Origin of the sequence: Burkholderia contaminans (assembly GCF_029633825.1) — a bacterium.
GTDB classification, from domain to species: domain Bacteria; phylum Pseudomonadota; class Gammaproteobacteria; order Burkholderiales; family Burkholderiaceae; genus Burkholderia; species Burkholderia contaminans.
The window spans coordinates 1,396,606-1,415,677 of the sequence record NZ_CP090642.1; the positions used below are offsets into that span (position 1 = coordinate 1,396,606).

The 19,072-nt window shown below is 64.9% G+C and carries 17 protein-coding genes; 5 read left to right on the forward strand and 12 right to left on the reverse strand.

Translation table 11 applies throughout. The features are described from left to right. Nucleotides 1-8: 8 nt before the first annotated feature. The 4 genes from LXE91_RS38390 to LXE91_RS38405 all read right to left on the reverse strand — a co-directional run bounded on the left by LXE91_RS38390 (nucleotide 9) and on the right by LXE91_RS38405 (nucleotide 3,597). Nucleotides 9-332: a four-helix bundle copper-binding protein gene (locus tag LXE91_RS38390; RefSeq protein WP_095145977.1), complete on the reverse strand. Its 324-nt coding sequence runs from the start codon at nucleotides 330-332 to the stop codon at nucleotides 9-11. A gap of 29 nt (nucleotides 333-361) precedes the next feature. Then, nucleotides 362-1,567, reverse strand: coding sequence for a zinc-dependent alcohol dehydrogenase (locus LXE91_RS38395; protein ID WP_039341296.1), 1,206 nt, complete (start codon nucleotides 1,565-1,567; stop codon nucleotides 362-364). Nucleotides 1,568-1,599: 32 nt separating this feature from the next. Next, nucleotides 1,600-2,055, reverse strand: coding sequence for a Rossmann-fold NAD(P)-binding domain-containing protein (locus LXE91_RS38400; RefSeq protein ID WP_200162066.1), 456 nt, complete (start codon nucleotides 2,053-2,055; stop codon nucleotides 1,600-1,602). Between the two features lie 81 nt (nucleotides 2,056-2,136). Beyond that, a complete protein-coding gene (locus tag LXE91_RS38405) occupies nucleotides 2,137-3,597 on the reverse strand; it encodes an efflux transporter outer membrane subunit (RefSeq protein ID WP_039341299.1) in 1,461 nt (486 codons plus the stop codon). Between the two features lie 77 nt (nucleotides 3,598-3,674). Here LXE91_RS38405 and LXE91_RS38410 point away from each other — a divergent pair, with 77 nt between their 5' ends. The 3 genes from LXE91_RS38410 (at nucleotide 3,675) to LXE91_RS38420 (ending at nucleotide 8,630) form a co-directional block, all read left to right on the forward strand. After that, complete coding sequence (locus LXE91_RS38410; protein WP_039341302.1) at nucleotides 3,675-4,292, forward strand: TetR/AcrR family transcriptional regulator; 618 nt, start codon at nucleotides 3,675-3,677, stop codon at nucleotides 4,290-4,292. An 82-nt stretch (nucleotides 4,293-4,374) separates the two neighbouring features. After that, nucleotides 4,375-5,493 carry an efflux RND transporter periplasmic adaptor subunit gene (locus tag LXE91_RS38415; RefSeq protein WP_039341307.1) on the forward strand — a complete coding sequence of 373 codons (1,119 nt, stop codon included), beginning with the start codon at nucleotides 4,375-4,377 and terminating at the stop codon, nucleotides 5,491-5,493. Next, nucleotides 5,490-8,630 carry an efflux RND transporter permease subunit gene (locus tag LXE91_RS38420; RefSeq protein WP_039341309.1) on the forward strand — a complete coding sequence of 1,047 codons (3,141 nt, stop codon included), beginning with the start codon at nucleotides 5,490-5,492 and terminating at the stop codon, nucleotides 8,628-8,630. The genes LXE91_RS38415 and LXE91_RS38420 overlap by 4 nt, the downstream gene beginning before the upstream one ends. 219 nt (nucleotides 8,631-8,849) lie before the next feature. Here LXE91_RS38420 and LXE91_RS38425 read toward each other — a convergent pair whose 3' ends face one another. Together LXE91_RS38425 and LXE91_RS38430 are read right to left on the reverse strand one after the other, a co-directional pair. Beyond that, entirely contained in the window at nucleotides 8,850-10,142 is a 1,293-nt protein-coding gene (locus LXE91_RS38425; protein ID WP_039341382.1) for an NRAMP family divalent metal transporter, read from the reverse strand. A gap of 424 nt (nucleotides 10,143-10,566) precedes the next feature. Then, nucleotides 10,567-11,493, reverse strand: a complete 927-nt coding sequence (locus LXE91_RS38430; RefSeq protein ID WP_039341312.1) for a LysR family transcriptional regulator — start codon at nucleotides 11,491-11,493, stop codon at nucleotides 10,567-10,569. Between the two features lie 150 nt (nucleotides 11,494-11,643). Between LXE91_RS38430 and LXE91_RS38435 the strand changes: the two genes are divergently transcribed. Both LXE91_RS38435 and LXE91_RS38440 read left to right on the forward strand, forming a co-directional pair. Next, nucleotides 11,644-12,564, forward strand: a complete 921-nt coding sequence (locus LXE91_RS38435; RefSeq protein ID WP_039341316.1) for an alpha/beta hydrolase — start codon at nucleotides 11,644-11,646, stop codon at nucleotides 12,562-12,564. Between the two features lie 191 nt (nucleotides 12,565-12,755). Continuing rightward, nucleotides 12,756-13,391: an SDR family oxidoreductase gene (locus tag LXE91_RS38440; protein ID WP_039341318.1), complete on the forward strand. Its 636-nt coding sequence runs from the start codon at nucleotides 12,756-12,758 to the stop codon at nucleotides 13,389-13,391. Between the two features lie 69 nt (nucleotides 13,392-13,460). Here the strand turns inward: LXE91_RS38440 and LXE91_RS38445 are convergent, their stop codons facing one another. From LXE91_RS38445 to LXE91_RS38470, 6 genes are all read right to left on the reverse strand, one after another. Then, complete coding sequence (locus tag LXE91_RS38445; protein WP_039341321.1) at nucleotides 13,461-14,345, reverse strand: MBL fold metallo-hydrolase; 885 nt, start codon at nucleotides 14,343-14,345, stop codon at nucleotides 13,461-13,463. A 78-nt stretch (nucleotides 14,346-14,423) separates the two neighbouring features. Beyond that, nucleotides 14,424-15,341, reverse strand: coding sequence for a LysR family transcriptional regulator (locus LXE91_RS38450; RefSeq protein ID WP_039341326.1), 918 nt, complete (start codon nucleotides 15,339-15,341; stop codon nucleotides 14,424-14,426). Between the two features lie 289 nt (nucleotides 15,342-15,630). After that, nucleotides 15,631-16,779: a CaiB/BaiF CoA transferase family protein gene (locus LXE91_RS38455; RefSeq protein ID WP_039341329.1), complete on the reverse strand. Its 1,149-nt coding sequence runs from the start codon at nucleotides 16,777-16,779 to the stop codon at nucleotides 15,631-15,633. Between the two features lie 111 nt (nucleotides 16,780-16,890). Further along, a complete protein-coding gene (locus tag LXE91_RS38460) occupies nucleotides 16,891-17,310 on the reverse strand; it encodes a Zn-ribbon domain-containing OB-fold protein (RefSeq protein ID WP_039341331.1) in 420 nt (139 codons plus the stop codon). A 20-nt stretch (nucleotides 17,311-17,330) separates the two neighbouring features. Continuing rightward, complete coding sequence (locus LXE91_RS38465; RefSeq protein ID WP_039341334.1) at nucleotides 17,331-18,542, reverse strand: thiolase family protein; 1,212 nt, start codon at nucleotides 18,540-18,542, stop codon at nucleotides 17,331-17,333. An 11-nt stretch (nucleotides 18,543-18,553) separates the two neighbouring features. Then, nucleotides 18,554-19,051 (reverse strand): MaoC family dehydratase, encoded by a 498-nt coding sequence (locus tag LXE91_RS38470; protein ID WP_039341337.1) that lies wholly within the window; start codon nucleotides 19,049-19,051, stop codon nucleotides 18,554-18,556. Between the last annotated feature and the right edge of the window lie 21 nt (nucleotides 19,052-19,072).

The following is a 19,072-nucleotide window of genomic DNA, read 5'->3' on the forward strand; positions in this document are numbered from 1 at the left end:
CGCCGTGCTCAAGCCACCACGCGACACATCGCCGCGCATGCTTCACACGCGAGCGCGCAGCGGCGGCAATGATCGTGCGCATGCCGCAGGCATTCGGCCGCACACAAGTCGCATGCTTGTGCGCACAGCGCGCAGACGCCGGGCGTGAGCACGCTGCGGCGCGCCATCGCACCCGACGCGAAGCGGCACAGCTGCGCGCATTCGATGTCGAGCGCGATGCAGTCGGCCAGCGCATGCGTATCGCGTTCGGCGAGGCACGCGGCCACGCACGTATCGCATGCGTGTGCGCACGCGTCGCAAGCGGCCATGCAGGTGTCGTACTGATCGTTCATCGCAGTCCTCACTGTTTCGGTCGGCATCGTCATGGCGTCAGCTTCACCTTCATCCAGCCCGGCTCGCGCGTGTCGAACGCGCGATACGCATCGATCGCATTCGTCAGCGGCTCGCAGCGCGTGAGCACCGACAGCGGGTCGAATGCGCCGCTGCGCACGAGTTCGACGAGCGGCGGCGTCACCGTGCGGTGATTGCAGTTGCCCATCTTGATCGTCAGGTTGCGGTTCATCGCATCGCCGATCGGAAACACGCGCGACGCCGGCGGATACACGCCGATCACCGCCACTGTGCCGGCTTTCGCGACCGCGCGCACCGCCCATTGCAGCACCTGCGACGGTCCGTCCCCCGGCACCCAGTTGCGGCCGTCCGGCTTGCGGTGCGGCGCGATCGCATCGACTTCCGCATCGAATGCCTGCGCCGCGTCGCGATCGGCCGCGGCCGGCCCGTGCGTCGCGCGCATCGCGTCGACGCCCACCGCGTCGATCACGCGATCGACGCCGATTCCGCCCGTCAGCCGCAGTACCGTCTCGACCGGATCGTCCTCCGCAAAATCGACGATTTCCGCGCCTTGCGCGCACGCCATCTCGAGACGCGACGCAATGCGGTCGACCGCGATCACGCGCCCGGCGCCCATCAGCTTCGCGCTCGCGATCGCGAATTGGCCGACCGGCCCTGCGCCGAACACGGCGACCGTATCGCCCGGGCGCACTTCCGCGAGCTGCGCGCCGAAATAGCCGGTCGGAAAAATGTCCGACATCAGGATCGCGCGATCGTCATCGATCGCATCCGGCAGCCGGATCAGGCTCGCGTGCGCAAGCGGCGTGCGCGCGTATTCGGCCTGCAACCCGTTGAACGCGCCGCTGTCGGCCGGGCCGCCGAAGAATGCGGTACCCGCACGCGGGCCGCCCGGGTTCGCCACATCGCATTGCGCGGTGTAGCCCGCGCGGCAGTACGCGCAACTGCCGCATGCGATCGTCGATGGAATCAGCACACGGTCGCCGCGCCGCAGGTTGCGCACGTCGCGCCCGACCGTCTCGACGATGCCGACACCCTCGTGGCCGAGGATCGTGCCCGGCTTCATCCCGCCGAGGGTGCCGCGCACCATGTGCAGGTCGGTGCCGCAGATCGCGCTGGCCGTCAGGCGCACGATCGCGTCGGTCGCCTCGGTGATTTCGGGATCGGGCACCGTGTCGATGCGAATGTCGCCGATACCGTGAAATACGACTGCTTTCATGTCAGGCTCTCCTTGTTCGAACGTTCTCGGAACTACCGAGAACGCAATCGAGCAAGGAATGAGCCCTGATGCGCATCATCTGAATGCGCGCCGCGGTGCGGGGAGCATTCATCCGTTACGGCGCCAAGTGCGTCGTTGAGAGTGTGGGGGACGCGCTCGAGCTTCAGCCCGGCCTTTGTTGATGCCACGCCGATCGCAACGTGCCGGCTGCGGCCAATTACCTCTGGTCCGGAACGTCTGCGCGCCTCGTCGTTTCCGCCCACGCGTTGAAAGTCGCGCAGCGCATCAAGCCGCGCCGGCGCGACCTTCAACGCGGCACCGCCGAGGAGCAGGCGCAGCGGCGGCGCGGCGGCTTCGTACGCGGCGATGATCGCGAGCGCCGCGCGCGCCGGGCCGCCGGGCTGCTTGCCCGCAACCGCGCGGGTCGCCGCGCGGCGCTTTCCCGCCGTTTCCACGTAGTCGTCGATCCGGATCGGGGATTCGACCATCGAACGCCCCGCCCAGCCGGTGCGAAACGCGCCCGGCTCGACAATCGCCACACCCCGCCACGGCATCGCTACGTACGGCCGTTACCGACCGGCAACAGCCTCAGGCGCCGCCCCTTGCCATCCTCCGCCGAGCGCCTTGAACGCAGCCACCGACGCCCGAGCCGCTTCGGTTTTCGCCTGCACGCGCTCGTCCGAAGCGCGCAGCAGGCTTTCATCGGCCTGCAACACTTCGATCAGGCTGACGACGCCCTTCTGGTACGCCGCGAACGATGCGGCCCTCGCGCGGCCGAGCGAATCCACGCCGCCGGCGAGAACGGCCGCCTGTTCGTCGCGTTTGACGAGTGCCGAGAACGCGTTCTCGACGTCCTCCGTGGCATGCAGCGCCGCGAGCCGATACGCGGCCAGCATTTCGGCATCCTTCCCTTTGGCGTCGGCAATCTGCGCATTGATCCGCCCGAAGTCGAACAAACGCCAGCGCAAGCCGAGCACACCGGCAGCCTGGTTCGCGCCGCCGGCAAACAGGTTGCCCGCGCCCATCGTCGTCGCGCTGCCGATCAACCCGCTCAGCGAGAACTTCGGGTAATACTCGGCAATGGCCACGCCGATGCGCGCGTTCGATGCCGCCAGGCGCCGCTCGGCGACGATCAGGTCGGGCCGCCGCCTGAGGAGTTCGCCCGGCGTGCCCGTCGCGGCGAGCCGCGGTGCAACCGGCACGTCGCCGCCGTCGAGCAATTCCGCGCGATACGTACCGGGTTGCGAGCCGAGCATCACGTCGAGCGCATTCATCGCCGCGTCCAGCGCCGCTTCGAGTACCGGCACCGTTGCGCGAACCTGGGCGAGCGCGCCTTCGGCCTGCCTGACCTGAAGCTCCGCCGCGAGCCCCTTTCCATACAGCAGGTTGATGGTCGACAACAGGTCCTGCTCGGTCTGCACCTGATGCCGCGCGACCTCCAGCCGGCCCTGCAGCCCGCGAATCGTGATGTAGATGTCCGCCGTCTGCGCGGCGACGGCCAGGCGCGTGGCGACCGCCGCCGCTTCGGATGCCTGATAGTCGGCGAGCGCGGCTTCCCGCCCGCGGCGCAACCCGCCGAACACATCCACCTCCCAGCTCGCGTTGAAATCGGCCTCGTAGTCGTTGCCGTGACGGTCGAAACCGGGCGTCGAATTCAGCACGCGCCCCAACGGCGTTTCGACCGACTGGTAGACGCGCGCGGCCTGACCCGTCACGTTGCCCGACGGCAGCAGCGCCGCATTGGCCGCACCGAGCCCGGCACGCGCTTGCGTCACGCGTGCCGCGGCCTGCGCGAGATCGAGGTTCTGCGCGAGCGCGAGCGTGACGAACCGGGTCAACTGCGGATCGCCGAAGCCCGTCCACCACGTCGCGAGCTCCGCGTCAGCCGCCGCGTGCCGCTGCTCCACGGCGCGCTGGCCCAGGAAGCGCTGCGGCATCGCGACATCCGGCCGCACGTAGTCGGGACCGACGGCGCATCCCGCCGACAGGAGCGCGGCAAGCACCGCGGCAACGATGGGTTTCGGTAGCATGACGGTTTCAGCAAAGACCAGGTAGTGACTATAATACCAAATAGTCACTCGTTGTCCATCCCTGCCAGCCGCAATCCATGAAAGAAACCTCCGCTTCCCCCGTGCCCGCGCGCGGTCCGGCCGATCATGACGTGCGCGATCAGATCGTGGCCGCCGCCACCGAGCACTTCAGCCGGTATGGCTACGAGAAGACGACCGTGTCCGACCTCGCGAAGTCCATCGGCTTCTCGAAGGCCTATATCTACAAGTTCTTCGAGTCGAAACAGGCAATCGGCGAGATGATCTGCGCGAACTGCCTGCACGAAATCGAAACCGACGTGCGCACCGCCGTCGCCGAAGCGGAACTGCCGACCGAAAAGCTGCGGCGCATGTTCAAGGTCTTTACCGAGGCGAGCCTGCGGCTGTTCTTCCGCGACCGCAAGCTGTACGACATCGCCGCGTCGGCCGCCACCGGCAACTGGCAGTCGGTGCAGGCCTACGAGGCGCGCGTGCAGAAGCTGCTGCAGGACGTGCTGCAGGCGGGCCGGCAAAGCGGCGAGTTCGAGCGCAAGACGCCGCTGGACGAAACCGCGTCGGCGATCTACCTCGTGATGCGGCCGTACCTGAATCCGCTGCTGCTGCAGTACAACCTCGACACGACTGACGCCGCGCCCGCGCAGTTGTCCAGCCTGGTGCTCCGCAGCCTCGCCCCGTGACCCGACACCATTTGTGACCATTGACTATTTTAGTCACTAGATACAGAATGAAAGCCCCGTTCACTTCGTCAGTGGGTCTTTCATGGTCCGGCGTCGCCTCGCTCTCCTCGCAGTCGCTTCCGCACTGCCCCTCGCGCTAGCCGCCTGCAGCGGAAAAGCGCCGTCCGATCCGCGCACGGAGGCACCGCTCGTGCGTACCGCCATCGTCCAGGCAGCCGCGCCCGCGTCCCGTTCGTTTACCGGCACCGTCGCCGCCCGCGTGCAGAGCGACCTCGGCTTCCGCGTGTCCGGCAAGGTGCTGGCGCGGCTCGTCGATACCGGGCAAACCGTCCGGCGCGGCCAGCCGCTGATGCGGATCGATCCCGTCGACCTGAAGCTCGCGGCGCGCGCACGCGACGAAGCCGTGGCCGCGGCACGGGCCCGCGCACTGCAGACCGCCGAGGACGAAGCGCGCTACCGCGATCTGCGCGGCACCGGCGCGATATCGGCATCGGCCTATGACCAGGTCAAGGCGGCGGCCGATGCCGCGAAAGCCCAGTTGAGCGCGGCCGAGGCCGACGCCGGCGTCGCGCGCAATGCGACCGGCTATGCGGAACTCGTCGCGGACGGCGACGGCGTCGTAATGGAAACGCTCGCCGAGCCCGGTCAGGTCGTCAGCGCCGGCCAGCCGGTGGTGCGGCTCGCGCACGCCGGGAGCCGGGAAGCCGTGATCCAGTTGCCGGAAACGCTGCGCCCGGCGGTCGGGTCCGTCGCGCAGGCCGAGCTGTTCGGCAAGCCGGGCTCGAGTGTCCCCGCCACGCTGCGCCAGCTCTCCGATACCGCCGATGCGCGAACGCGCACGTTCGAAGCGCGCTACGTGCTGCAAGGCCCGCTGGCCGCCGCGCCGCTGGGCGCGACCGTCACGATCCGCATACCGGACGACGCACGCGCGGCGCCGCAAGCCGGCCTGCAGGTGCCGATCGGCGCGCTGCTGGACGGGGGCAAAGGGCCCGGCGTATGGGTCGTCGCAGGCGAGCCCGCCAAGGTGGGGTGGCGGGCGGTCACGGTCGAGCATCTGGACGACGACAGTGCACGCGTGTCCGGCGCGCTCAAGCAGGGCGACCGGGTCGTCGCGCTCGGCGCGCAGTTGCTGCATGACGGCGAAGCGGTCCGCGTGTCGGCACCGGCCGCTACGCTCGCGAGCGAAGGAGGACGGCCGTGAGCGAACGCCGCTTCAACCTGTCGGCGCTCGCGGTGCGCGAGCGTGCGATCACGCTGTTCCTGATCTGCCTGATTTCGCTCGCGGGGCTCGTGTCGTTCTTCAAGCTCGGCCGCGCGGAGGATCCGGCCTTCACCGTCAAGGTGATGACCATCGTCACCGCATGGCCGGGCGCGACTGCGCAGGAAATGCACGATCAGGTGACCGAAAAGATCGAGAAGCGCATGCAGGAGTTGCGCTGGTACGACCGCAGCGAAACCTACACGCGCCCCGGCCTCGCGTTCACGACGCTGACGCTGCTCGACAGCACGCCGCCGTCCGAAGTGCAGGAGCAGTTCTATCAGGCGCGCAAGAAGATCGGCGACGTATCGAACGATCTGCCGGCCGGCGTGATCGGCCCGCTGGTCAACGACGAATACGCGGACGTCACGTTCGCGCTGTTCGCGCTGAAGGCCAAGGGCGAACCGCAGCGCCTGCTGGTGCGCGATGCGGAGGCACAGCGCCAGCGGCTGCTGCACGTGCCGGGCGTGAAGAAGGTCGACATCATCGGCGAGCAGGCGGAGCGCATCTACGTGCAGCTGTCGCACGACCGGCTCGCGACGCTCGGCGTGAGCCCGCAGGACGTGTTCGCCGCGCTCAACGGCCAGAACCTGCTGACGCCGGCCGGCTCCGTCGAGACGCGCGGGCCGGAGATCTTCATTCGTGTGGACGGCGCGTTCGACACGCTGCAGAAGATTCGCGACACGCCGATCGTCTCGCAGGGCCGCACGCTGAAACTGTCCGACATCGCGACCGTCGAGCGCGGCTACGAAGATCCGTCCACGTTCCTGATCCACAACAACGGCGAACCCGCGCTGCTGCTCGGGGTCGTGATGCGCGACGGCTGGAACGGGCTCGAGCTCGGCCGCGCGCTGGACCGCGAAGTCGGCGCGATCAACGCGGCGCTGCCGCTCGGCATGAGCCTGACCAAGGTCACCGACCAGTCGGTGAACATCAGCTCGGCCGTCGACGAGTTCATGGTGAAGTTCTTCGCCGCGCTGCTCGTCGTGATGCTCGTGAGCTTCGTCAGCATGGGCTGGCGCGTGGGGCTCGTCGTCGCCGCGGCCGTGCCGCTGACGCTGGCGATCGTGTTCGTCGTGATGGCCGCGACCGGCAAGAACTTCGACCGCATCACGCTCGGCTCGCTGATCCTCGCGCTCGGGCTGCTGGTCGACGACGCGATCATCGCGATCGAGATGATGGTCGTGAAGATGGAGGAAGGCTACGACCGCGTGGCTGCTTCAGCCTACGCGTGGAGCCATACGGCCGCGCCGATGCTGGCCGGCACGCTGGTCACCGCGGTCGGCTTCATGCCGAACGGCTTCGCGCGCTCCACCGCCGGCGAATACACGAGCAACATGTTCTGGATCGTCGGAATCGCGCTGATCGCATCGTGGGTCGTCGCCGTCGCGTTCACGCCGTACCTCGGCGTGAAGATGCTGCCGAACCTCAGGAAATTCGAAGGCGGCCACGATGCGATCTACGACACGCCCCGCTACAACCGCTTCCGGCAACTGCTGACGCGCGTGATCGCCCGCAAATGGCTCGTCGCCGGTTCGGTCGTCGCCCTCTTCGTGCTCGCGATTCTCGGCATGGCGATCGTGAAGAAGCAGTTTTTCCCGATCTCCGATCGCCCCGAGGTACTGATCGAGGTGCAGATGCCGTACGGCACGTCGATTACGCAAACGAGCGCCGCCACGCAGAAGGTCGAGGCGTGGCTCGCGAAGCAGAAGGAAGCGAGGATCGTCACCGCGTACGTCGGCCAGGGCGCGCCGCGCTTCTATCTCGCGATGGGGCCGGAGCTGCCCGATCCGTCGTTCGCGAAGATCGTGATCCGCACGGACAGCCAGGACGAGCGCGAAGCGCTGAAGGCGCGGCTGCGGCGCGCCATCGCCGACGGCCTCGCGCCCGAAGCGCAAGTGCGCGTGACGCAGCTCGTGTTCGGCCCTTATTCGCCGTTCCCGGTGGCCTACCGGATCACGGGCCCCGATCCGGACAAGCTGCGCGGTATCGCAACCGACGTCGAGCGTGTGATGCACGGCAGCCCGATGATGCGCACGGTCAATGCCGACTGGGGCACGCGCGCGCCGACGCTGCACTTTACGTTGCAGCAGGACCGCCTGCAGGCAGTCGGGTTGACGTCCAGCGCGGTCGCGCAGCAACTGCAGTTCCTGCTGACCGGGGTGCCCGTCACCGCGGTACGCGAGGATATCCGGACCGTACAGGTGATCGCGCGCTCGGGCGGCGATACGCGGCTCGACCCGGCGCGGCTCGACGACTTCACGCTCGCCGGCGCGAACGGGCAGCGCATCCCGCTGTCGCAGGTCGGCAAGGTCGACGTGCGGATGGAAGAGCCGATCATGCGCTGGCGCGATCGCGTGCCGACGCTCACGGTGCGCGGCGACATCGCCGACGGCCTGCAGCCGCCGGACGTGTCGGCCGCGATCACGAAGCAGCTTCAGCCGATCGTCGCCGCGCTGCCGAGCGGCTATCGAATCGAGGAAGCCGGCTCCATCGAGGAATCCGGCAAGGCCACGAAGGCGATGCTGCCGCTCTTCCCGATCATGCTGGCGGTCACGCTCGTGATCATCATCTTCCAGGTGCGCTCGATCTCCGCGATGGTGATGGTGTTCATGACGAGCCCGCTCGGCTTGATCGGCGTGGTGCCGACGCTGATCCTGTTCGGGCAGCCGTTCGGCATCAATGCGCTGGTCGGCCTCATCGCGCTGTCGGGGATCCTGATGCGCAACACGCTGATCCTGATCGGCCAGATCCACCAGAACGAACACGCGGGACTCGATCCGTTCCACGCGGTCGTCGAAGCGACCGTGCAGCGGGCGCGCCCGGTGATTCTTACCGCGATGGCGGCCGTGCTCGCGTTCATTCCGCTCACGCATTCGGTGTTCTGGGGCACGCTCGCGTACACGCTGATCGGCGGCACGTTCGCCGGGACGGTCCTCACGCTCGTGTTCCTGCCCGCGATGTATGCGATCTGGTTCAGGATCCGGCCCGGCCATTCCACCGCCGCGCGCCACGGCGGCCATGAACCGGCAGCGCCGGCCGAGCCCGCGCTTCAGCCCGCGCTGGATGCGCGCGATTGATGACGCCCGCCGGTTCGCCGTATCGGAGGATGCAGGCATGTCGAATTCCGGGGCGTGGCCGCCACCGTCGTCGATGGAGCGCTCGGCGAATGGCGAATGGCGAATGGCGAATGGCGAATGGCGAATGGCGAATGGCGAATGGCGAATGCGACGCCCGCCGTCCGGCGAGGCGTCGCCGGTGCGTCGCGGGCATGCGCATTCTCCATCCGGATTGCCGGCTCATCCCGGCAGCAGCATTCCGGCCGCCGCGAGCGCCATGGCGAGCGTCGCGAGCCACCCTCCCCACGCAAGCGGTCCTCTGATTGCGAACTCGCCCATCACGCGCCGGCTCTGCGCCATCAGCATCATCACCACCATGATGGGCACTGCCGTGATCCCATTGATGACGGCGCTCCAGTAGAGCGCTCGAATCGGGTCGAAATGAACGAACGTCATGACCAGTCCAATCGCGACCGCGGCAGCGATGACCGCATAGAACTCTCCCGCGACCGTCGCGCGTAACGCGAGACTGTTTCTCCATTTGAAGGTCCCCGCCATCGCATAGGCGGTCGAGCCGGCCAGCACCGGAAGCGCCAGCAAGCCGGTGCCGATGATGCCGAGTGCGAACAGGACGTAGGCGAAGTGGCCCGCCAACGGTTCGAGTGCACGCGCCGCGTCGGCCGATGTCTTGACGACGATGTGATGCGCATGGAGGGTCGCGGCAGCGGTCAGCACGATGAAGAACGCGATTACGTTCGATACGCCCATGCCGAACCAGGTATCGAAACTGATCCGGCGTAGTTGAACTGGCGCCTGAAAGGGGGCGCGGCGCAATGGATGATCACGCGGCGCCGCGTGCAACTCCTCGACTTCCTGGGAGGCCTGCCAGAAAAACAGATACGGGCTGATAGTCGTGCCGAGCACGGCGACCACGGTGGTCAGATAGGTCGGGCTCAACTGGATATGCGGCCAAATCGTCGCGCGAGCAACTTCGGACCAGGGGATAGGGAGAATCAGCGCCACTATCACATAAGCGAACAGGACCATCGCGGTCCATTTGAGCAGCCGGGCGTATCGTTCGTACGGAACCAATACCTGAAGCACGACCGAAAAGACGCCGAGTACCACCACATAGAGTTGTTGCGGTCCGGGCAAGAGCAGGTCGACCGCTGCCCCCATCGCTGAAAGGTCCGCCGCGATATTGATCACGTTGGCGATCGCAAGGAGCGCGACGGCGCCATAAAGCAGCCAGATCGGATAGCAGGCTCGAATGTTCGACGCCAGGCCCTTCCCGGTGACGCGCCCGATACGTGCACTCACCAGCTGGATCGCCGTCATGAGCGGGTAGGTCAGCAGCAGGGTCCAGAGCAGATTGAAGCCGAACTGGGCGCCCGCCTGCGAATACGTTCCGATGCCGGATGGGTCGTCATCAGCCGCCCCGGTCGTCAACCCCGGACCGAGGCGGCGTAGCCAGCTTTTACCGGGCTGCGCATCGTCCGCGTCCTGTTGTTCCAACACCTGTTTCTCGCCCATGGTCATCGGCCTCCCGGGGTGCGCTGTCGCAAGCCGCATTCCCGCTGGAGGCGATGCCGGCGATTGTGTCGCGGCCGGCTGAAACGCTGGATGCGGCTGGCGCCTCGGGCTGCCCTGTTCGCTCGAACCAGGCCGGCACGCACGTCGCAAACGATGGAAACACACCCGAAAGCTGCGGCTCGTGGAGGATTTGCGCGGCAGATGGGAGAGCACCGGCGCAGCCGAACCGATTGGCAGGCAAAAGCCACTACAGCGTGTATGCACTGCAGTGCAGAAACGCTTGCCTTGGTCATGCCACGGAACAGGTCGACAGGTGCAGGGCCGAAAAATAGCTGCCGTATACCCCGTGCGTCAACGGGCGGGTGAGGCCCATGGATGCAATACGTCAAACATGAAAGATCGTCGGCATCGAACGCCGCTCAGCCTATCTGGCGAGGGAGGCAACAATCGCCTCGCGCTTCTCCACCAGGAAATCGATGAGCGCCCTTACCTTGGCCGGCATCTGTGCGCGGGTCGGTGCGTACACATAGAAGCCCGCAAAAGGCTTGCACCACGAGTGCAACACACGCACCAGCGCCCCCGAGTCCAAATGCTGCTGCACGGCAATGTCGATGTGCTGGATGAGCCCGACGCCCTGTAACGCCGCACGGATCATGCCGTCGTCATCGTTGGTCGTGATGCTGCCCCGCGGCTCCACCATGAAACTGTGGCCCGACTCTTCCGGCGACGTAAATTCCCAGGGATGAATTGCCCCACTCACTTGCCGGAAGCGCAAGCAATTGTGCTGCGCCAGATCGGTCGGCGTCACCGGCTTGCCGTAGCGCTTGAAGTAGGCCGGCGTGCCGACCACTGCCATCTCCAGATTCGGCGTTATCGGCACGGCAACCATGTGTTGAGCGAGGCTCTCACCGATTCGGATTCCAACGTCGCACCCGTCGGCGACGATGTTGGCTAGACCGTCATCCATCACCAACTCGAGACCCAGTCTCGGAAAGCGGGTGCTGAACTCCTCGAAGTGTGGCTCGATCAGCGTCTTCGCCGCGACACGCGAAGTATTCATACGAATCAACCCCGACGGCTCGTCGCGCTCCTCGTGCAGCGCGTCGACCGTCCGCTCGACCGCGACCAGCGCGGGATACCACACCTCGTAGAGCCGCTGCCCCTCCTCGGTCAGCGACATGTCGCGAGTCGTTCGATACAGCAGCTTGACGTTCAACCGGCGTTCGAGCGCCTTCACGTTCTGCGACAGGTTTGCTCGAGAAACGCCCATTTCCGCAGCCGCTTTCGTGAAGCTACGATGATGTGCGACGTGGGCGAACCACGCGAGAGACGGAAGCAGTGAGGGATCCATGTAGGTGCCATTGTCAATTTGAAGATACCACTGTAGTCCAGATTGCGATCTTACGGAATTCCAATCGGCTCTCTATATTCGAGTCGTTGCCGCTTGGCTACCAACGATTCGGCCTGGCGAACTTACCCCCTCCCCCTGAACGGAGCTGTCATGAAAAGCGTCAAGATCAAGAATGTGTATTGGGATATCGCAGCCGACATCCACTTCCCGCCGAACTTCGACGAAGGCAAGAAATATCCCGCCATCATCAGCGCGCATCCGATCGGCAGCTGCAAGGAGCAAACATCGGGGAACGTGTATGGCGAGGCGCTGGCCAAGGAAGGTTTCGTCGTCATCGCCTTCGACGCCAGCTTCCAGGGTGCCAGCGGCGGCGAACCACGTTTTACCGAAGACCCGACACTGCGCGTCGAGGATTTCCGCGTGGTCTGCGACTACCTCGTAACGCTCCCCTATGTGGATGAAGAACGCATTGGCGTGCTGGGCATTTGCGGCGGCGGTGGCTACTCGATCAATGCAGCGATGACCGAGCGCCGCATCAAGGCGGTTGGTACGGTCACTGGCGCCAACTATGGCCGCCTGATGCGCGAAGGCTTCAGCGGCTTTGATCCGATCGGTGCGCTGGAGGCCATGGCCAAGCAGCGCACGGCAGAGGCCCGCGGTGCCGCGCTGCGCGTGGACGACTTGCTGCCGCCTTCGCCCGAGGCGGCCAAGGAAGCCGGGATCAAGGAAATCGACGTGCTGGGCGCCACCGAGTACTACCGCAGCGACCGCGGCCGCGCACCCAACGGCCTCAACCGCGCGCTGTTCTCGCATCAGGCCGTCGCCATCGGCTGGGATGCCTTCCACCTCTGCGAAACCTTGCTGACGCAGCCGCTGATGGTGGTGGTTGGCGATCAGGTCGGTGCGTTCGGAGCCTACCGCGACGGCTGTGAAATCATCGGCCGTGCCGCCTCGAAGAAGAAGGAACTGGTGGTCGTCGAAGGCTGGTCGCATTACGACCTCTACGACAAGCCTGAGCCGGTCGGCCAGGCGCTGGCCAAGCTGATTCCCTTCTACAAGGAAAACCTGTAGTACCCATCGCCGCGATCGCCGCGTCTCACGCCAGGGAGCCGACACGAGTCTTCCTGGCGTCGTTGCCCAACGCTCCATGCGGGGATGCACCTGCGGCCTCGTGGCCGCTCTTGCGCAGGTCTCGCCACGCTCATCGACCATGCTCCTGCGCTCTTGCGCGAAGCCTACTTTCCAAATCCGGAATAAACACCATGACCAAGGTATTGATCCTCGGCGCCAGCGGACAGATCGCGCGCTGGGTCGTACGGATGCTGGGCGAGAAAAAGGACGTCAAACAGACTCTCCTCATCCGCGATCCCAAAAAACTGGCCGGCAACGAGCCCGCCAACGCGAGCGTCGTAATCGGCGACGTACTGGACAAGAAACTCCTGCCACGGATCATGGAAGGGCAAGATATCGTCTATGCCAACCTGGCCGGCGACGTGGACACCCAGACCGAACATATCCTGGCCGCCATGAAGGCCAAGAACGTCAAACGGCTGATCTTCATCAACTCGCTCGGCATCTACGATGAAGTACCGGGCGAATTCGGCGAGTGGAACCGTCGGGAGATCGGGCAGTATCTGCCGCCCTATCGCAAGTCTGCCGATCTGATCGAAGCGTCCGACTCGGAATACACGATCCTCCGCGCGGCCTGGCTTCAGGACAACGATGAAGTGGCCTATGAGGTCACGGCACGGAACGAACCGTTCAAGGGAACCGAGGTTTCGCGCAAAAGCGTCGCTGCATTGGTCACCGAGCTCGTCGAACATCCCGACAAGCTGATGCGCGGCAACGTGGGGGTCAACAAACCGGGAACCGACGGCGTCAAACCAGCGTTCGTCTGACGCGGTATACCGATACGAATCGAGGGGGCATTGGCACCACTCGATGAATCGGCGTACGGGACCGACTCGTCAGACCTGGGTGAAGCGAAAGCGATACTTGTCGCCGTCCCGCTCGACATGCCCGCCCGATCCATATCTGAAATGGGCCGGAAACAGCATCGTATCGGTTCCGGCAATTTCCTCGAGCAGCGCGATGCGCACCTGTTCCGCCAGATCGCCGTTCCAGTCGTACACGAAATGAAGATCCGGGCGGATCAGCTGAACTGGATGGTGCACCACGTCGCCAGAAAATACCGCCGGCGAACCACCGCAGCAAGCGTGGATCATGCAGCTGCCGGGCGAGTGGCCATACGCCGGCCGCAGCCACATGCCGTCACCCACCTTCCCGAGAATGACCTCGTCTCCGTCGACGAGATCGGCCTGCCCGGCATCGATCACCGGCGAGATGGAATCGAGCCACGGCTCGCGAATCATCGCATGGGTGCTCGGCGAACTGATATGGTCGACATCGCGCCTGTTCATGACATAGCGCGCATTCGGGAAAGTCGGTACCCAGCGCCCGTTGTCGAGGCGCGTGTTCCAGCCGACATGATCCACGTGCAGGTGCGTGCACATGACCATGTCGACATCTTCCGGCGCAATGCCGAGTTTCCGCAGCCTGTCGAGCCATGGCGTATTCAGCCGATGAAAGGCTTCGGTCGAGCGATCCTTGTCGTTCCCGTTGCAGCTGTCGATCAGGATCGTCTTTCCGCTGAAACGTACGAGGTAACTGTGCATGCTCAGGCCGCACCCCGCTTGAGCCGGATCGAGCGAAAGCACATCGTCCCAGTACCAGCCCTTCAGCTGGGAAAGGTCGCCTGCAGTGACGCCCGGAAACAGCACTTCGATCGGAAGGCTCGTTTCCATCTCGACAACCTTCTGAATCTCCAACCTGCCAAGCACAATGGGCTGCATCTGGCCTCTCCTTGTCTGTCGTTGTGATTTCGATGTCGAAAGTGCGGGAACGTGGCCATCCAGCGCCGACGCGGCCACTCAGTCGCGAGGCCGGTCCAGCAGTTGCTTGATCAGTGCACGCACAATCGGATTCTGGTCTCGGCCGCGCGCCGTGGCGATATGAATGCGTCGCAACGCCCATGGTTCGGCCAATTCCAGCACGGCAACCCGGCTGAACAGTTCATGACTGACGAGGCATTCCGGTTGAATGGTGACGCCTAACCCGGCCTGCACCAGGCTGACTGCGACACCCGCGCTCCGGACGCTGTAGCGCGGCTTGTACTCTTCGCCCAGCCGCCGCGTGGCCGCACGTACCGCCCCCAGCATCGCCGTGACGGCGATGACATTCTCGGGCAGGAGATCCTTGAAGGTCACGCTGGCCTGCTCGCTCAGGCGATGCCCCTTCGGGACGACGGCAATCAGCCTGTCTTCCCGGTACGGCGTGACATCGACACCGCCGAGATCCAGCTCGTGTGTCGCGGCGAACACCCCGACATCGGCTTCGCCCCGAACAACGGCCTGCACGATTTCAGCGTTTTCGAGCTCCTGCATCACAAGTTCGACAAGCGGGTATTCCCGACTGAACTCGCCTACTTCGCGCGATAGAAACGGAACGATGATCGACCGTGCGGATGCGATCGTCAGCTCGCCCTGCATGCCGTCGGTGAACGACGCGATCTCGGATCGCATATCGTCCAGATCGTCGAAAATCTTGCGGATATAGCGCAGGAGTACTGCACCGGCCGGGCTGGGCGAGACGCCTTTCGGGCCTCGTTCGAGAAGTTTTACGCCGGCAATATCTTCGAGATCCTGAATACGCTTGGTTGCAGTGGATGCGGCGATGTTCTCCCGGATCGCGGCCAGGCCGATCTGCTGCTCCTCAACCGCCGACACGAACAGCTTCAGCGTAAACAAATCCACCTGACGAATCAGGTGCAATCGGTTGAATGTACTCATGTCTCCTCACGTGCACGTCTTCATGACGTTGTCAGGCGTCATGTCACACGGCGTGCACTTCCACTCTCAAACGCCTCACCACGATAACGCATCGATGGCAGCGAAATGTGCTTCCTCGTCGACTGACGTCGACCCTGATCGTACACCAACGTCATCTGTCCGGTACGCCAATAAATGACCCGCCAACCGACCCAAATTGCGCGGCTGGCGGGATCACCAAGTGGCGCTTGACGACTCGAACGGCACTGTATCCGCCATGCCGCATCGTCGTCTGCTTCGGAAAAAGCGGCTAATGACTGACCTTCAGAAGACTGTCGAGGAGAGAATTGTCAGCGCCGGTATCCTTCGCCAGATGCAGCGGCGGGGAACGCTTGCCGTCGAACGAAAGCGGCAGGCCGACGATACCGATCTCGTCGTCCGACGGCTTCTCGATGATGCCGAGCGCCTGCGTCTGCTCGTGCGCCAGCACCTCCGCGGTCGTCTGAATCGGCGCAACCGGAATTCCGGCGGCCTGCAACCGTTCCGTCCAGAACTCCCGCGTTCCCGTCGACAACCGGTCGCCGATCAGGCGGTCGATCTCGGCGCGGTTCTTCAGGCGCCCCGCGTTCGTCGCGAACCGCTCGTCCGTCGCCCATTCCGGATGGTCGAGCGCGGCACACAACCGCGCGAAGAGCGGATCGTTCGCGCAACTCACGATGAGGAAGCCATCCGCGGTCGCGAACGCACGGTGCGGCACGATAAACGCGACGCCCGACCCATGCCGGCCACCCGGTTCGCCGTCGGCGTTGTAGTTCGCGATGCCGACTGACATCCACGCCAGTGCGGTCTCCAGCAGGGAGGCATTGACGGTCGCCCCGCAGTGCTTCATCTGGCGCCGGTACAGCGCTGCCAGAATGCCCATGGCAGCCCACATGCCCGCGCCGAAATCGACGATCGACACCCCTGCTCGCACCGGTGCCTGACCTTCTTCGCCCGTGATGCTCATGATCCCGGAAAATGCCTGCATCAGCGGGTCGTAACCGGGAAGCGTATTCATCGGTCCGACATGGCCGAATGCACCGATCTCGCAGCAGATCAACTCCGGCTTCGTAATTCGCAGGCTGTTTGCGTCGAGCCCATAATCCGCAGCCGCCCCCGGCCGCAGGTTGTGAATGAATACGTCGGCACGCTCGGCGATCAGCCGATGCAAGGTCGCCAGCTGCTCCTTGTCCTTGATGTCGATGCAGATATTGCGCTTGCCGCGATTCAATGCATGATAGGCCGCGCCGCTGCCCTTCCACATGCTTGGCCCCCACCCGCGCGCGGAATCACCCGTCGCCCGTTCGACCTTCCATACTTCTGCTCCGAGCGATGCGAGTATTTTCCCGCTGAACGGCGCGGACGCGCTGTCGCTCAATTCAACCACCACCACGTTCGAAAGCGGTAGATCTCGTAACATGTCGCTCCTCCACTTCAATGTCTCGATCAGGTCATCGCAGCATCGGCCGGCGCCGCATCGATACGGACTCGGCCGCGAGCCGACGCGCGATGCCTGATCACGCAGTCAGCGTTATTGTTTCGACAACACGAAAACCGGCAACTTCTGTTCGCCACGCTGCACGAACCGGACCTCGACACGCTGACCGATCCGTATCGCCTCCGGTGCTTCGTCGATCTGCGAGAACAGGAAATAGCCCTCGTCCATGCGAATGAAGCCGACGGTGTACGGAACGATGCCGGCCCAGACCGGCGTCGGCCCGCGCGTGATCGTGCTGAATGAATAGATCTCGCCGCGGCCGGACGACTGCGTCCAGTCCAGCGACTTCGCACCGCAGTGCGTGCAGAAAGAGTGCGCCGGCCATACCGATTCTCGGCATGCGCTACAGCGCTGGAACGTCAGTTTTTCGTCGGCCAGCGCGTCCCAGTAAGGCTGCGCATCGAGCAACCGGTACGGTTGCGGCCAGCTGTTCGGCAAATGGGTTTCCGTCATGGGATCCTCTCGGTCGGGTATCAGGTCTCGGACGACAGGAGCAGAACCGCACCCGCGGCAAGCATCCCTCCGGCGCCCTGCACGAGCGCGGTCTTCGGCCGGCGCGTTGGCGCCAGTCCAAGCGGCTCACCGCGCAACTGGCGAACGGCCTCGACGATGCTGTCCATGTTGCAAGAAATGCCGGGCTGACCAAACGACAGCCAGCCGCCGTTCGTGTCGGTCGGCAGGTCGCCGTCGACGCTCGTACGACCTTCTCGATAGAGGTCGATGCCGTGTCCCTTCTTCGCGAAACCGAGATCCTCCATCACGATCGGCCCCATGTGCGCGAAGTTCACCGAGATCTGCGCCATGTCGATGTCGGCAGGCGTCAGCCCCGACATCGCATACGCTTGTCGCGCCGCCTCGGCCGTTGCAGTGGTCGTCAGGTTCGGAAATGCGCCGAGACTGTCGAACCTGCATCGACGCATGTTCATGCGGTCGGTCAGGTATTCGTGCGTCGTGGCCGATCCGTAACCGAGCAGGTACACCGGATCACGTGCGTTGCGCGCGTTTTCCGGCGAGGTCACGACCAGCGCGCCACCCGTGCCGCCGCCCCACGTCGAACACATCCAGCGCCGCAGCGGCGTCGCCACATACGGCGACGACAGCACGGCCGCGCGATCGATCTCGCCGAACTTCGCCTTCGCCGCGTGCGGATGATGACGTCCCCAGCGCTGATTCGCGATCGCGACATCGGCGAGATCGTCCTCGGTGATGCCGAACTCATGAAAGTAGCGCTGCGCCGCCTGCGCATACAACGCCGGAATCGTCGGGCCGTACGGGATTTCGAACTGCGGGTCCGCGTCGGCTTCCGCGCCCATCGCCACCGCGTCGACGAACAGCTCGGTCGCATCGCTTTGCAGGCACAGCACGTATTCCGCGCGGCCGGCCGCGATCATCTGCGATGCGATCGCGAGCGTCGACGTCAGGCCGGCGCCATGCATCGTCAGCTCGCTCGTGAGCGTCACCGGCATCTGCATGTGCGAGATGAAGATATTGCTCCACTGCGAACGCTTGTCGGCCCACGGCGAGCGTCCCGTGAATACCGCATCGACCTGGTCCTTGCGGATGCCCGCGTCGGCAAGCGCATTGAGCGTTGCCTCGGCGGCCAACTGCAGCGGGTCCTTGCGATTCGCACGTGACGCATAGGCGTCACCCATGCCGACGATCGCCGCAACCGGACGAGGAGTCATGACCGCGCTCCTCAGACCTTGAACTCGGGCTGCGCTTCAGCGATCAGCGCCTCGAGATCCGCGCGCTTGCGCAGCATCAGCAGGCTCCATTCGCTGCGCTGCACGACTTCGCCGCGCTGGTTGTATGCCTGGATCAGCATTGTGCCGACGCCGAACTTGTCGTCCTTCTCCTTCTTGGCGATGACTTCGGCGCTCGCGTAGACCGTATCGCCGATCTTCACCGGATTCAGGAAGCGCATCTTGTCGACGCCGTAGTTCGCCTGGATCGCCGGGCCGAACTGCAGCAGGCCGGAGATCAGCGAGAACGTCAGCATGCCCTGCACGATGCGCTCGCCCCAGCGCGTTCTCTCCGCGTATTCCTTGTTCGAGTGGATCTCGATCCAGTTGCCCGTGAACATGCAGAACATCACGACATCGCTCTCGGTCACGGTACGGCCAGGCGAACGAAACTTGGTGCCCACCTCCAGCTCGTCGAGCGGAATGTTGATGCTGTTGTTGATAACGCTCATTACGGTGTCTCCTGTTGAATT